Source organism: Micromonospora coerulea, assembly GCF_016598485.1.
GTDB classification, from domain to species: Bacteria; Actinomycetota; Actinomycetes; order Mycobacteriales; family Micromonosporaceae; genus Micromonospora; species Micromonospora coerulea.
On sequence record NZ_JAEMUW010000001.1, the window covers coordinates 28,400 to 42,223 of the forward strand.

11 protein-coding genes and 1 pseudogene are annotated in these 13,824 nt (G+C 75.3%); 7 read left to right on the forward strand and 5 right to left on the reverse strand.

Annotated elements, in window-relative coordinates; genetic code table 11:
- Window positions 1–6 precede the first annotated feature (6 nt).
- Complete coding sequence (locus I8N68_RS00125) at window positions 7–966, forward strand: DUF8832 domain-containing protein (protein ID WP_200206112.1); 960 nt, start codon at window positions 7–9, stop codon at window positions 964–966.
- 4 nt (window positions 967–970) lie between these two features.
- On the opposite strand, the gene I8N68_RS00130 is transcribed toward I8N68_RS00125, so the two are convergent.
- From I8N68_RS00130 to I8N68_RS00140, 3 genes are all read right to left on the reverse strand, one after another.
- On the reverse strand, window positions 971–1,387 hold the full coding sequence (locus I8N68_RS00130; RefSeq protein WP_200206114.1) for a helix-turn-helix domain-containing protein: 417 nt from the start codon (window positions 1,385–1,387) through the stop codon (window positions 971–973).
- A 288-nt stretch (window positions 1,388–1,675) separates the two neighbouring features.
- Window positions 1,676–2,842 carry a class I SAM-dependent methyltransferase gene (locus I8N68_RS00135; protein ID WP_200206120.1) on the reverse strand — a complete coding sequence of 389 codons (1,167 nt, stop codon included), beginning with the start codon at window positions 2,840–2,842 and terminating at the stop codon, window positions 1,676–1,678.
- Between the two features lie 213 nt (window positions 2,843–3,055).
- The gene (locus tag I8N68_RS00140; RefSeq protein ID WP_200206122.1) at window positions 3,056–4,738 is read right to left on the reverse strand and encodes a DEAD/DEAH box helicase; all 1,683 of its coding nucleotides are present in this window, start codon (window positions 4,736–4,738) and stop codon (window positions 3,056–3,058) included.
- Between the two features lie 297 nt (window positions 4,739–5,035).
- Between I8N68_RS00140 and I8N68_RS00145 the strand changes: the two genes are divergently transcribed.
- On the forward strand, window positions 5,036–5,689 hold the full coding sequence (locus I8N68_RS00145; protein ID WP_200206124.1) for a ferritin-like fold-containing protein: 654 nt from the start codon (window positions 5,036–5,038) through the stop codon (window positions 5,687–5,689).
- Between the two features lie 63 nt (window positions 5,690–5,752).
- Here I8N68_RS00145 and I8N68_RS00150 read toward each other — a convergent pair whose 3' ends face one another.
- Both I8N68_RS00150 and I8N68_RS00155 read right to left on the reverse strand, forming a co-directional pair.
- On the reverse strand, window positions 5,753–5,980 hold the full coding sequence (locus I8N68_RS00150) for a DUF3107 domain-containing protein (protein WP_200206126.1): 228 nt from the start codon (window positions 5,978–5,980) through the stop codon (window positions 5,753–5,755).
- A 64-nt stretch (window positions 5,981–6,044) separates the two neighbouring features.
- Window positions 6,045–6,683, reverse strand: coding sequence for a TetR/AcrR family transcriptional regulator (locus I8N68_RS00155; protein WP_074472473.1), 639 nt, complete (start codon window positions 6,681–6,683; stop codon window positions 6,045–6,047).
- Between the two features lie 1,483 nt (window positions 6,684–8,166).
- Here I8N68_RS00155 and I8N68_RS34140 point away from each other — a divergent pair.
- From I8N68_RS34140 to moeZ, 5 genes and pseudogenes are all read left to right on the forward strand, one after another.
- Window positions 8,167–9,627, forward strand: a pseudogene (locus I8N68_RS34140) (hypothetical protein); the annotation flags it as partial.
- Between the two features lie 44 nt (window positions 9,628–9,671).
- Complete coding sequence (locus I8N68_RS00165) at window positions 9,672–10,646, forward strand: alpha/beta fold hydrolase (RefSeq protein ID WP_200206129.1); 975 nt, start codon at window positions 9,672–9,674, stop codon at window positions 10,644–10,646.
- A 5-nt stretch (window positions 10,647–10,651) separates the two neighbouring features.
- Entirely contained in the window at window positions 10,652–11,551 is a 900-nt protein-coding gene (locus I8N68_RS00170; RefSeq protein WP_200206131.1) for a DUF3152 domain-containing protein, read from the forward strand.
- Window positions 11,552–11,638: 87 nt separating this feature from the next.
- Complete coding sequence (locus I8N68_RS00175) at window positions 11,639–12,457, forward strand: DUF3152 domain-containing protein (RefSeq protein WP_200206134.1); 819 nt, start codon at window positions 11,639–11,641, stop codon at window positions 12,455–12,457.
- Between the two features lie 70 nt (window positions 12,458–12,527).
- Entirely contained in the window at window positions 12,528–13,748 is a 1,221-nt protein-coding gene (gene moeZ, locus I8N68_RS00180) for an adenylyltransferase/sulfurtransferase MoeZ (RefSeq protein WP_200206137.1), read from the forward strand.
- The last annotated feature ends 76 nt before the right edge of the window (window positions 13,749–13,824 follow it).

Sequence of the window (13,824 nt, forward strand, 5' to 3'; positions counted from 1 at the left end):
CCGCGCATGCCCCCCGCGCCAGCGGCGGAGCCGGGCCTCGCGGTGCGGGAGGCGGCCGTCGGGCCGGACCGGAGCACCCTGCGGCTGGCGCTGGTCGTCGGCGGGCTGGTGCTCGCCGTGCTGCTCGGCTTCGGCCTCGGCCGGCTGAACCCGCCGCTCAGCACCGGGGCCGGCGCGGTCCCGGCGGGCGCGGGCCACACCCACCCGCCCGGCACCGGCGCGCACGCGCACGGCGGGGTGACCGTCGACCAGGGCGCGGCGCTGGACGCCGGCGGCCTGTCGGTCAGCGCGGCCGGCTACACGCTCACCCCGTCGACCGTGCAGTTCCCGGTCGGCCGGGCCGACGAGCTGCGGTTCCAGATCCGGGACGAGCGGCGCCGGGCGGTCACCCGGTTCGCCGTGGTGCACGACAAGCCGCTGCATCTGATCGTGGTCCGCCGGGACCTGACCGGCTACCAGCATCTGCACCCGACCATGGCGGCGGACGGCACCTGGTCGGTGCCGCTGACCCTGGCCGAGCCGGGGGTCTGGCGGGCGTACGCGGACTTCACCGCGGTCGCCGACGACGGCCGGCAGGCCGCCGTCACGCTCGGCGTCGACCTGACCGCACCCGGCGGGTACGCGCCCCGCCCGCTGCCGGCCGCCGCCACCACCAGCACGGTCGACGGGTGCACCGTCGACTACGCGGGCACCCCGAAGCCGGGGGAGTCGGTCCCGCTGCGCTTCCGGGTCCGGGCCGGTGCCGCCGCCGCGCCGCTGGAGCGCTACCTCGGCGCGTACGGCCATCTGGTCGCGCTCCGCGAGGGCGACCTGGGCTACCTGCACGTACACCCGGACAGCGGGCGGGACGGCGACGCCGTGGCGTTCCAACTCACCGTGCCCGGTCCCGGCCGCTACCGGATGTTCCTGGACTTCCAGGTGGCCGGCGCGGTGCACACGGCCGCCTTCACCCTGACGGTGCCCTGACCCCTCAGCCGGCCCGGCGGATCGGGCGGCGGGCCAGGTAGCGGAGCAGGTCGCGGATGTGGTGCTTCTCCTCGGCGGGAACGCTCGGATCGGCCAGCCGCTCCAGGATCACCCGGACGTCCGCCTCGACCGGGCCGTCCTCGGCACGGCGGCGCGGGCTGGGTCCCGCGTCCGGCAGGCCCAGGGCCCGGAAGGCGGCGGCCACGGGCAGATCGAGGGCGGCGCAGAAGCCGCGCACCTTGGCCAGTTCGGGGTAGTCCTGCCAGTCGCCGGCGAGCCACCGGAACACGGTGGACCGGCCCACACCGGTGTGCGTGGCCAGGTCGGTCACCGTCCACCCGCGCTCTTCGCGGGCGTCGTCGATGGCCCGACGCACGAAACGCGCGAAGGCCATCTGTGGCGAAACCTCTGCGGAACCCATCCCTGCGGGATCTTCCCTTTCCCGGCCCTCGCACCGGACGGTGCGCCTAAGAGGGTAGTACGGCTCGAGGCGGAGACAACTGACTGATCGGTCCGAAGGTCTCGTGGGCGGGACCGGCCCGGCGGCGCGCCTTCGCGGCCGCCGGCAACGCCGAGTACCAGGGCACCGTCGTGCCCCTCCCACCGCTTCGCCGGAGCACGAACGTGCCGGGAACCAGGGGCACGGCCAGCGGGTCTCCGCCTTCCAGCGGAGCGCCGCGGAGCGCAACCGCGGCACCGACCGGCGCCGCTAGGCGGCCGGCCCCTCGGCGGTCGCGTCGGACAGCAGCGTCGCCAACCGCGGCGTGATCCGCCACTGGTCGACCAGCTCCCGGTACTCGGCCTGCTGGGCCTCGGTCGGGGCGGTACCGGTCCGGCGGGCCCGGATCAGCAGGTTCCGTGGGGTGTGCCGGGAGTCGACGAACTCGACCACCTCGGCCCGGTAGCCGTGCAGCCGGAGCAGCCCGGCCCGCAGCGCGTCGGTGAGGACGTCCGCGAAGCGCTCCCGCAGGATGCCCTGCCGGGTGAGCAGCTCGTACGGCGGAGGCGCCGGCTGCGCGCGCAGCTGGGCCGCGATGTCGTGGTGGCAGCAGGGCGCGGCGAGCACCCAGCGGGCACCCCACCGGACGGCGCGGGCCAGCGCCTCGTCCGTGGCGGTGTCGCAGGCGTGCAGCGCGAGTACCAGATCCGGCGCGGGCTCGACCACCGCGTCGGCGATGGTGCCGGCGACGAAGCCGACCTGCCCCGCCCAGCCCAGCCGCTCGGCCAGCTCGGTGTTGCGCCGCCGCTGGTCCTCGCGCACGTCCACCCCGACCAGCTCCACGTCGAGCCCGCGTGCGGTGAGGTACCGGTGGGCCGCGAAGGTCAGGTAGGCGTTGCCGCAGCCCAGATCGACCACGCGCAGCGGGCCGGTCAGGTCGTCGGGGAGGGTCGCGGCCAGCGCCCGCAGGAATGCGTCCACCTGGCGGCGCTTCGCCGCCGAGCCACCGATCTCGGTGAAGATCGGGTCGCCCGGGTCGAGCAGGTAGTCCTTCTCCCGGTCGTGTCCGCCCGGCTCCGCCACCGGCCGGGTCGCCGCCGCCCGGTGCACCTGCGCCTCACCCGACTTGGTCACCCGCAGTTGCAGCGTCGCGTCGGCCGTCTCCACGTGCCAGTTGCCGAACGGCTCAGCGAGCAGTGCGTCGACCGCCGCGGCGGCCTCCGCGCCGGGCGCCACGTTCCGCGTGTACGGCCGGGCGCCGTCGGAGGTGGAGATCTGCAGGCGCGGGCCGGTCTTCAGGGTGACCTGCCGCAGCTCGGCCCGGACCACCGAGGGGTGCTGCCCCCGGCGCCGTCCGGCGGCGACCGCCCGGGTCAGGGCGGGGTCGAGCAGCAGTGCGCGCACCTCGGTCAGGGCCGCGTCCAGCGGTTCCGGCATCGTTCCATCATCCTTCCGGTCGCCGGTGCTCCGGCGCGTGCGGCGTGTGTGGGCCAGGTGTTCGGGTGGTCCTTTGCTCTGCCCGGCCGACGCGACACCGGGTGGGCGGCGGTGTCGGCGCAGAGCAGGGCGTGCGCATGGCTGCGGCCTGCCCGACAGACGACGTCCCCCGTACCGGCTCACCGGTGCGGGGGACGTCGAATGTCGTACGGGTCAGTCGGCGGTCGCCTCGGCCGGTGCACCGGCGCCCGCACCGCCACCACGGCGGCGCCGGCGGCGACGCGGCTTCGGCGTGCCCTCGCCCTCGCCGGTGGAGGTCGCGGCCGGCTCGGCCGGACCGCCCTCGGCGGTGATCACCGCGGTCGCCTCGCCGGCCATCGGCTCGCCGGCCCGGCGGCGCCGCCGCCGGCGCGGCGTCCGGGTGCCCTCTTCGGCCGACGCCTCGGCGGGCGTCTCCGCCTCGGGCGCGTCGCCCCCGTCGCGGCGACCGCCCCGACGGTCGGTCCGACCGCGGCCCTCGCCACGGCCCTCGCCGCGACCCTCGCCACGGCGCGGGCCACGGACCTCGCCGCGCCGCGGCCGGCCACCGAGGTCCTCCTCGACCTCCGCCGACAGTCCGGCGCGGGTGCGCTCGGCGGTCGGCAGGGTGCCGGTCACGTCCCGGGAGATGTCCAGGTCGGTGTAGAGGTGCGGGGAGGTGTGGTACGTCTCCGCCGGCTCCGGCATTTCCAGCCCGAGGGTCTTGTCGATGATCCGCCAACGGGGCATGTCGTCCCAGTCCACGAAGGTCACCGCGACGCCGGTCGCCCCGGCCCGGCCGGTACGACCGATCCGGTGGGTGTAGGTGTCCTGGTCCTCGGGGCAGTCGTAGTTGATGACGTGGGTGACGCCGGTGACGTCGAGCCCACGGGCCGCCACGTCGGTGGCGACCAGGATGTCGATCTTGCCGGCGCGGAACGCCCGCAGGGCCCGCTCCCGGGCGCCCTGGCCCAGGTCCCCGTGGACGGCGGCGACCGCGAAGCCGCGGAAGTCGAGGTCCTCGGCGACCCGGTCGGCGGCCCGCTTGGTCCGGGTGAAGATCATGGTCAGGCCCCGACCCTCCGCCTGGAGGATCCGCGCCACGATCTCGACCTTGTTCATCGAGTGGGTGCGGTAGACCAGTTGCTGGGTCTGCGGCGACGGGCCGGTCTCGGCGGTGTGCCCGGCGTGGATGGTCACCGGCCGGCGCAGGAAGCGCCGGGACAGGGCGACGATCGGGTCCGGCATGGTGGCCGAGAAGAGCATGGTCTGCCGGTCCTCCGGCAGCATCGCCAGGATCTTCTCGACGTCGTCGAGGAAGCCCAGGTCGAGCATCCGGTCGGCCTCGTCGAGGACCAGCGCGCGGACCCGGTCGAGTCGCAGGTGCTTCTGCTTCTGCAGGTCCATCAGCCGGCCGGGCGTACCGACCAGGATCTCGACGCCCTTGCGCAGCGCGTCGATCTGCGGCTCGTACGCCACGCCGCCGTAGATCGGCAGCACCCGCACGCCCCGGGTCTTGCCCGCGGCGGCGAGGTCCTTGGCGACCTGGATGCCCAGTTCGCGGGTGGGGACGACGACCAGCGCCTGCGGCACGCCGTCGCTGCCCTCGGCGGGGGCGAAGACGCGCTCCAGCAGCGGTACGCCGAAGCCGAGGGTCTTGCCGGTGCCGGTCGGCGCCTGGCCGATCAGGTCGACACCGCGCAGCGCGATCGGCAGCGCGTACTCCTGGATGGCGAACGCGCGGATGATGCCGGCGGCGGCCAGCGCCTCGACGGTCTCCTGGCGGGCGCCGAGCTCGGTGAAGGTGGGAGCTTCCGGACGGACCGGAGCGGTGGGGGCCAGTTCCTGGCCCGTGTTGTCCTGAATCTGCTCGCTCATGTGGATTTGGGGGTGCCCTCTCGTGGTGCGCCCCGTCATGTCCTCAGGGCGCGATCGGTATGGCGCGGGCCACACGGTCGGGGGCGGAATCGCCGAGCCGGACCGGGCCGCACGCGCGCCGTGGGTCGGATAACTCAGAATCGGACCGACGCCCACGGCAACTCTTCCATACTACCTGAACCCCCTATTGGCCCTCCCGATTCCGGTGACGGGCCGGCATCCGGGTGTGACCGGTGTGACCTGCGCCACAAGAAGCTCGGCGCTCGCCGCTTGCGGGCGGGCGGTACCCTGCCGCTCGTGCCCGCCCCCACCGCGCCCGAGCCCGCCGTCGTCGACCTGCTCGGCCTGGTGGCGTACGGGGAACTGCTCGCCTTCGACCGGCTGGCCGCCGACGCCCGCCTCGCCCCCGACCTGCGTCGCCGGGCCGCGCTGAGTGAGATGGCGGCGGCCGAGATGGGCAACTACCGGCGGATCGCCGACCGGATCGCCGCGCTCGGGACGCCACCCGACGACGCGATGGCACCGTACGTCGAGGCGCTCCAGGCGTACCACGACTCGACCGAGCCGAAGGACTGGCTGGAGGCGGTCACCAAGGCGTACGTCGGGGATGCCATCACCGACGACTTCCTTCGGGAGATCGCGGACGGCCTGGCCGAGCCCGACCGGCAGCTCGTCCTCGACGTTCTGCACGACTCCCGGTACGCCGAGTTCGCCGCCGCCGAGATGCGGGCCGCGATCGCGGCCGACCCGCGGGTGGCCAACCGGCTCTCGATGTGGGCCCGTCGGCTCGTCGGGGAGGCGCTCTCCCAGGCCGGGCGGGTCGCCGCCGCGGACCGGGGCGCACTCACTGCGCTGATCACCCGGCGGGAGGGTGTGGACGTGCCGGCGTTGTTCCGGCGGCTGACTGCCGCGCACACCGCGCGGATGACCGCCGTCGGGCTGAACAACTGAGCCGCCCCCGGCGTGCCGCGCGGCAGGGACGCCGGCGCGTCGCCTGCCGCGGCAGCCGGATCGTCAGCGGACGGTGAAGCCGACCGCGCGGGGCGAGGCCTCAGCGATCTCGACGTAGGCGACCTTGCCGATCGGCACGATCACCCGCCGGCCCTTCTCGTCGGTCAGGGAGAGAGTGCCCTCGGCCTTGGCCATCGCGTCGGTCACGATCTGCTCGATCTCGGCCGGCGACTGCGCGCTCTCCAGAACCAGCTCGCGCGGCGCGTACTGCACGCCGATCTTGACCTCCACTGTGCCTCCTCAACTGGGGCGAAAAAGCCGCCGTGGGAAGGCTATCCGATCTGGCTGCCGATGTTCAGGCTGACTCACCTTGCAGGGGAAAGCTGGCGATACCCCGCCAGGAAAGCGCGGCCACCAGGGCCTCCGCCTCCGCCTTCGGCACCTGCCGGCCGCCGGCCAGCCAGAACTGCGCCGCCGTCTCCGCCGCCCCGACCAGGCCGGAGGCGAGCAGCTCCGCGTGCGCCCGGCTGACGCCGGTGTCCGAGATGATGGTGTCGGTTATCGCGGCGATGCAGCCCTGCTCGACCCGCTCCACCCGCTGCCGGACGGCCGGGTCGTTGCGCAGGTCCGACTCGAAGACCAGGCGGAACGCCTCGCTCTCGTGGTCGACGAAGTCGAAGTACGCGCGTACCGACGCGCCGACCCGCTCCTTGTTGTCGTTGGTGCCGCGCATCGCGTCGTGCACCTTCGCCACGATGGCGTCGCAGTGCGTGTCCAGCAGCGCCAGGTAGAGCTCCATCTTGCCCGGGAAGTGCTGGTAGAGCACGGGCTTGGAGACGCCGGCCCGCTCGGCGATGTCGTCCATCGCGGCGGCGTGGTAGCCCTGGGCGACGAACACCTCCTGCGCGGCCGCGAGCAGCTGCTTGCGCCGGGCTGACCGGGGCAGGCGGGTGGGCCGGCCGGCGGTCTGTGCACCGTTCCCCACAGCGGTCATGGGAGCCTCCGAGTTCTTCGTACGAGCCGGCACTTATCACCCGTACCGGTCCGGGTTCGTGCACCCGTCCCGGAATTGGCCCGCCGCTGTAACTTATCGCCACTGTCACCACACGGTAGCCTCAGCGGGGGCGACCAAGGAGCGCGCGGTGAGTGAATCAGGGCAACCCGGAGCCGCCACCCCGGGAGAGCACGGCGACGGGACGGGTCAGCAGGACGACCTGGCCCGTTCCGTCAGCGGGTGGGCGCCCCCGGCGGCCGGCTGGTCGCGCGGCGGGGAGGCCGGCCGCGAGCCCGCGCTCGTGTGGCGGTCGCCCGACCCCGCCACCGGCTGGGGCGCCTCATCGTCCCGCCACGGTGACCTGCCGGCCCCGCTGTCCGGGCGGCCCACCGACGAGCCGCCCGGCCGGGTCAACGGCCGTCCCCACGTAAACGGCGTGCGGCACGCCGAGGAGGAGCCGCCCGTGACCCGCCCGGCGCCGGTCAGTGCCCCGCCCGCCGACGAGCCGCGCCGGGATCTCGACGCCGACCGACTGGCGGTACCGGCCCCGCGGCCGGTGCCCGCGGTGGAGCAGCCGTCCGCCGAGGCGGAGCCGGGCCCGGCCCGGCACTCCTCGGACGATCCACCCGCCCCTCGCGCGCCGCGCTGGGCGGAGGGGAACATCCCGTCGTCCGCGCCGCCGGCCGTGCAGGTGCCGCCCGTCGGCACCGCCGCCTCCGGGTTCGAGGTGCCGCCCGGCTTCCACGCGCCGACCGTCGAGCGGGGCGCCCCCGAGCCGATCCCGTCGCTGTCGGGCGGCTGGGCCGACCGGCGGCCGCCGGAGCCGCCCGCCGCCGAGCCGGTCGACGAACGCCGCGCCGCCCCGGCCGAGCAGCCGGAGTGGCCGGGCCCGAGCTGGAACCGGCCGAGCTGGGGCAGCGGCTGGGCGCCGCCCTGGTCCCGGCAGGACGAGCCGGTCGGCCGCCGCGCCCGGGACGAGCGGGCCGCCGAGTGGGCACCCGAGCCGACCCGGCCGTACGAGCCGGTGCGCGCCGAGCCGACGTCGGCGTACGAGGCGGCGCGGGTCGAGCCGGCCCGGCCGTACGAGGCCGCCCGCGGCGACGCCGAGCCCCGTCCGGCGTACGAGCGGGACGCCGACCGACCCCCGTGGGCCGGTGGGGCGCCCGCCGCCACGCCGTTCAGCGCCCCGCCGCACACCGTCCCGGCCAGTGCCCCGCCGATGCCCCGCGAGGCATCCGCCGGCGTCCGGCCGGCCAGCTCGCCGCCGTACCCCCCGCCGACCAGCGCCCCGCCGGCCAGTGCCCCGCCGTACGCCGCGCCGGCCAGTGCACCGCCGGCCAGTGCCGCGCCGTACGCCGCGCCGGCCAGTGCACCGCCGGCCAGTGCCGCGCCGTACGTCGCGCCGGCCAGTGTCCCGCCGTACGCCGCGCCGGCCAGTGCGCCGCCGGCCAGTGCCGCGCCGTACGCCGGGCCGGTGGCCCCGCGGGAGGCGCCCGCCGGCGCACCGGCGTACTCGGTACCGGCCAGCGCCCCGCCCGTCGCGTACGACCCGACGCCCGCCGGATCCGACCCGGCCTTCCCCGGCCGGTCGACCGAGGAGCCGGTGGTCCGGCCGTTCCGACTGCGTCCGGAGCCCGAGGAGGTCTTCGCGACGCCCCCCGCCGACCCGGGCGGTCATCCGCCGCCCACCACCGGCCCGGGCCCCGCGACCGCCACGAGCGGAGTGACCCGCTTCGACCGCACCCCCGCGCCCGCCCCGACGAGCGCACCTCCCTACGCGGCCCGCCGGTCCGCGCCCGAACCGCTGCCGACGGCCGAGCCGGCCGCCGACACCCGGCCCGACGACCGGGCGACGGCGATGCTGCCGCAGCGCGTCCCCGCCGAGCCGGACGTGCCCGTCGTGCCGGAGCCGCCAGCCGTGGAGCCATCCGCCGAAACTCCGGAACTCGCCCGGATCGCCACCCACCTGCGCCGCGACGACGAGCCCGCGCCGCTGCGGGAGCGGCCCGAGGGTTTCGACGTCAACGCCATCCTCGACGCCGTCCGGGAGGTCGCGGGCGTGCGCGACGCCGCCCTGCGCCGTACCCCGGCCGGTGCGCACAGCCTCCGGCTCGACCTGGCCGACGGCGCAGACCCGGCCGAGGTGAGCCGCCAGGTGGCGCGCCTGCTCCAGGAGCGGATGGGGCTGGCCGCCGCCCCGCAGAACCTGCCGGGGATGCCGGCGACTCCGCCGCCCCCGGTCCGCCGGCGCTCCGCCGAGCGGGGCGCCGAGGCCCGACCCGCGGAGGAGCGGGCCGGGCGTTCCGCCGAGGCGCCCCCGAGCGGTGCCCGGGAGCGGGCCGAGCCGGAGTCGCCGCGCCGGCGCCGTCAGGTCGCACCCCACCGGGGTCGGGCCACGGTGGAGGAGACGTCGCTCGCCGCCGCGCCGGCCGGTGCGCCCACCGGCAGCCCGGCGACGCTCGGCACGTCGTACTCCGGTGGCCAGATGACCACGACGGAGACCGCGCCCTCGCGACCGCTGGACACCGGCGGCGCACCGGGGCCGCGGGTGGTGATCGACCACGTCCAGGTGAGTACCTTCGGCCTCGACGCCACCGTCGAGGTACGCCTGATCGCCGGCGACGGGACGGCCGAGGGCCACTCGACCGGCCCGGCCGTCGACGGCTACGTGCTGCGGCTCTGCGCGGTGGCCGCGGCGGCAGCGGTGGACCAGTTGCTGCGCGGCGCGGCCCAGCCGTCGGACCGGGGGCGATGCTTCGTCGAGCACACCGCCCTGGTGCCGTTCGGCAACTGCGAGGTCGCCACCGTGGTGGTGCTGCTGGTCTGCGACGGGTGGGTGGAGCAGCTCGCCGGTTCCGCGCTGGTCGCCGGCGACCCCCGGCAGGCGGTGGTCCGGGCGACCCTGGCCGCGGTGAACCGCCGGCTCGAGGCGTTGCTGGCCTGATCCGTACCGGTGTCGGTCGGTGGTGGGGTGGGAACACTGGGAGCATGAAGCGCGCCACCCTCGGGCCGGACCATCTCCTGCCAGCGCACCACGTACCGCGGCCGTGGCCCGGCCGCGAGGTGCGCCTCGACGGGACGGCCACCTACGTACGGGAGACCCGGGCCACCGCGCCCGGCGCCGAGCCGGCGCTCTACGTGCACGGCCTCGGGGGTTCGGCCCAGAACTGGACGGACCTGGCCGGCCTGCTGGCGGACCGGCTGGACGGGCAGGCGATCGACCTGCCCGGCTTCGGGCGCAGCGAGCCGGGCCGGCGGTACACCATCCCGTCCTTCGCCGACCGGGTGGTGCGCTGGATCGAGCACAGCGGCCGGGGGCCGGTGCACCTGTTCGGCAACTCGCTCGGCGGGGCGATCTCGGTGCGGGTCGCGGCGCTGCGGCCGGACCTGGTGCGGACGCTGACCCTGATCTCCCCAGCCCTGCCGTTCCTGGACTTCCGGCGCTCGCTGCAGGGGCGGATGCTGCCGCTGCTGGCGATCCCCCGGGGCGAGCGGCTCGCCGCCTGGCGGCTGGCCCAGCTGGCCCCCGAGGTGATGGCGCAGCAGGTGATGGAGGCGTGCATCGCCGACCTGACCCGGATCAGCGAGCAGCGCCGGCAGGAGGCCGTCGAGGAGATCCGGATCCGCTACGAGGCCACGCACTACGCCGCCGCGTACGTCCGCACGTTCCGCGGCCTGGTCTCCAGTTTCCTGCGGTCGTACCTGCCCGGGTCGGGCTCGCTGTGGCGGCTGGCCGCCACCGTGCGGGCGCCCACCCTGGTCGTCGGCGGACGGCAGGACCGGTTGGTCGACGTCCGGGTGGCCTCGCAGGCTGCCCGGGTGATCCCGGACAGCCGGCTGCTGATGCTCAACGGGGTCGGCCACGTGGCGCAGCTGGAGGTGCCGCGGACGGTGGCGCGGGCGGTCGTGGGGCTGCTCGCCGAAACGGAGGAGAGCGCCCGGGGCCACGACATGGCAGGCTGAGCCGGATGCCCGCTCCTCCTCGCCCGCGCCACGGCTCCGCGCGGCCCGCTCCCGCCCCGAACGGTCGATCCGGCGCGTCCCGCTGGCGCCCGGCCATCGTGGTGCTCTCGTTCCTGCTCGCTGCCGGTGTCGCCGTCACCGTGGCGGTGCAGCGGCCGTCGGCCAGCGCCGGGGTACTGGCCGACGGCCGGTCGACCGCCCCACCGGTCGGCCAGCCGGCCGCCCAGGCCGCCCAGGCCGTCCTGCCGCCACCCCCGCCACCGTCCGTCGCGCCGCGCCCGGCCCGCCCCGCTCCGGTATTGAGCCTGCCCGGCCCGGTGCCCGCGACGGGGCGGGGCAGCTTCGGGTACGACGACCGGCAGGGCGCCGTGCTGGGCCGGTCGGGCACGCTGCGCCGGTTCCGGGTGGCGGTGGAGAGCGGGTCGGGGGAGGACGTGCACGCCTTCGGTGACGCCGTTCAGACGGCGCTCGCCGGGCCGGGGAGCTGGGTGGACAGCGGCCAGTTGCGGTTGCAGCGGGTGCCGACCGGGGCCGGCCACGACTTCACCATCTACCTGGCGACGGCCAGTACGGCGGGTCGGATGTGCCTGGCCGGGGGCATCGACATCCGGGTGGGCGGGCGCCCGTACACCTCGTGCCGGGCGCCGGGCAAGGTGATCATCAACCTGGACCGCTGGCGGCTGTCAGTGCCGCACCTGGTGAAGGCGAAGCTCCCGCTGGAGCGGTACCGGCTCTACGTGATCAATCACGAGGTGGGTCACGAGTTGGGGTACCACCACGAGCGCTGCCCGGGCGCGGGGCGGCCGGCGCCGGTGATGCAGCAGCAGACGCTCTTCCTGAACGGCTGCACGCCGAATCCGTGGCCGTACGTCGAGGGTCGGCGGTACACCGGGCCGGCGGTCTGACCATCCTGAAGAGGGCAACCCGGAGTATTTCGCGGTAAGAGCGGCAAACACGGCTGAATGCCCGAATTGACCTGGCACGCTGGTGTCATGACGCCGTCGTCCCCTTACGGCCCGCCCGCCGACCCCGGTCCGCCCGTCCGCTCGAGCCGGCGCCGGATGCGGCGGCGCCGGATGCGGCGGCATGCCGTACTGCTGCTCGCCCTGCTGGCGGTCGGCGGCGCGGCGGTCGGCCTGACCGGGCTGGTCCAGCCGCCGGCGAGGCAGCCGGCGGCGTCACGCGGTCACCTGACCGACGGGTCCGGCGCGGGCGCCCACCCCGAGCGCGGTGGTTACCCGGCCGAGGGCACCGGCAGCTTCGCCGCCGCCGACGGCCGCTCCCCCGTCCGGGGGTACGAGGGGCCGCTGCGCCGCTACCGGGTCGTGGTCGAGCAGGGCGCCGGGCAGGACGTGGACGCCTTCGCCGCCACAGTGGACGACGTGCTGGGCGACCGGCGCAGCTGGATCGGCTCCGACCAGTTGCGGATCCAGCGGGTGCCCGAGGAGGCCGCCGCCGACTTCACCATCTACCTGGCCACCCCGGCCACCTCCGAGCGGCTGTGCGCCGAGGGCGGGCTGAGCACCGAGGGGTACACCTCCTGCCGGATCCCCGGCCGGGTCATCATCAACCTGGCCCGCTGGATGGACTCGGTGCCCGACTACGGCGCGCCGCTGGTGGTCTACCGGACCTACGTGATCAATCACGAGGTCGGCCACGAGTTCGGGGAGGAGCACCAGGCCTGTCCCGGGCCGGGCGAGCCGGCGCCGGTGATGCAGCAGCAGACGTACGGCCTGGACGGCTGCGTCGCGAACGCCTGGCCGTACGTCGACGGCCAGCGGTACGCGGGCGAGTTGGTCGACGGGATCTGAGTTATTCCCGCTCCCGCATCTCGGGCGAGGTGTCCCTCCTCATGGCCGATGGCGGTGGTGGCGAGCGACAATGGCGCGGTTCACCACCGCCGATCCCGGGGAGTCCACCGTGTCGTTGCCCCCGCTCGTCGAGCCCGCCTCCGAGCTGACCGTTGACGAGATCCGCCGCTACTCGCGCCACCTGATCATCCCGGATGTCGGGGTCGAAGGGCAGAAGCGGCTGAAGAACGCCCGGGTGCTCTGCGTCGGCGCCGGTGGCCTCGGCTCGCCGGCTCTGATGTACCTCGCCGCCGCCGGCGTCGGCACGCTCGGCATCATCGACTTCGACACCGTCGACGAGTCCAACCTCCAGCGCCAGATCATCCACGGTGTCTCCGACGTCGGCCGGTCCAAGGCCGAGTCCGCCGCCGCCTCGATCCGCGAGATCAACCCGCTGGTCAACGTGGAGATCCACAACACCGCGCTGGACCGGGAGAACGTCCGGGAGATCTTCTCCCAGTACGACCTGATCGTCGACGGCACCGACAACTTCGCCACCCGCTACCTGGTCAACGACGCCGCGGTGCTGCTCGGCAAGCCGTACGTCTGGGGCTCGATCTACCGCTTCGACGGCCAGGCGTCGGTGTTCTGGGCCGAGCACGGCCCCTGCTACCGGTGCCTCTACCCGGAGCCCCCGCCGCCCGGCATGGTCCCGTCCTGCGCCGAGGGCGGCGTCCTCGGCGTGCTCTGCGCCTCGATCGGCTCGATCCAGGTCAACGAGGCGATCAAGCTGCTCACCGGCATCGGCGAACCGCTGGTCGGCCGGCTGATGGTCTACGACGCCCTGGAGATGGAGTACCGCAAGATCAAGGTCCGGAGGGACCCGAACTGCGCGCTCTGCGGCGAGAACCCGACGGTCACCGACCTGCTGGAGGACTACGAGGACTTCTGCGGCGCGGTCTCCGAGGAGGCGCAGGAGGCGGTGGTCGACGCGACCATCACCGCGCAGGAGCTCAAGGAGTGGCAGGACGCCGGCAAGGACATCTTCCTGGTCGACGTCCGCGAGCCCGCCGAGTACGAGATCGTCCGGATCCCCGGCGCGACCCTGATCCCCAAGGGCGAGATCATCTCCGGCGAGGCGCTGGCCACGCTCCCGCAGGACAAGCAGATCGTGCTGCACTGCAAGTCCGGCGTCCGCTCCGCCGAGGCGCTCGCCGCGCTGAAGGCGGCCGGCTTCCGCGACGCGGTGCACGTCCAGGGTGGCGTGCTCTCCTGGATCAAGCAGATCGACCCGTCGCTGCCCGCGTACTGAGTCGTCGGTCGAAGGGGCCCGTCCGCCGCCGGACGGGCCCCTTCGCGTACCCGCCGGTGGGCCGCGACACGTTGGC

Excerpts from the sequence above, each read along its gene's own strand:
- I8N68_RS00140 (WP_200206122.1), bottom strand. The coding sequence starts at position 4,738 with ATGAGCGAGCAGATTCAGGACAACACGGGCCAGGAACTGGCCCCCACC.
- I8N68_RS00155 (WP_074472473.1), bottom strand. The coding sequence starts at position 6,683 with ATGACCGCTGTGGGGAACGGTGCACAGACCGCCGGCCGGCCCACCCGC.
- I8N68_RS00125 (WP_200206112.1), top strand. The coding sequence starts at position 7 with ATGCCCCCCGCGCCAGCGGCGGAGCCGGGCCTCGCGGTGCGGGAGGCG.
- I8N68_RS00130 (WP_200206114.1), bottom strand. The coding sequence starts at position 1,387 with ATGGGTTCCGCAGAGGTTTCGCCACAGATGGCCTTCGCGCGTTTCGTG.
- I8N68_RS00175 (WP_200206134.1), top strand. The coding sequence starts at position 11,639 with ATGACGCCGTCGTCCCCTTACGGCCCGCCCGCCGACCCCGGTCCGCCC.
- I8N68_RS00135 (WP_200206120.1), bottom strand. The coding sequence starts at position 2,842 with ATGCCGGAACCGCTGGACGCGGCCCTGACCGAGGTGCGCGCACTGCTG.
- moeZ (WP_200206137.1), top strand. The coding sequence starts at position 12,528 with ATGGCGCGGTTCACCACCGCCGATCCCGGGGAGTCCACCGTGTCGTTG.
- I8N68_RS00165 (WP_200206129.1), top strand. The coding sequence starts at position 9,672 with ATGAAGCGCGCCACCCTCGGGCCGGACCATCTCCTGCCAGCGCACCAC.
- I8N68_RS00170 (WP_200206131.1), top strand. The coding sequence starts at position 10,652 with ATGCCCGCTCCTCCTCGCCCGCGCCACGGCTCCGCGCGGCCCGCTCCC.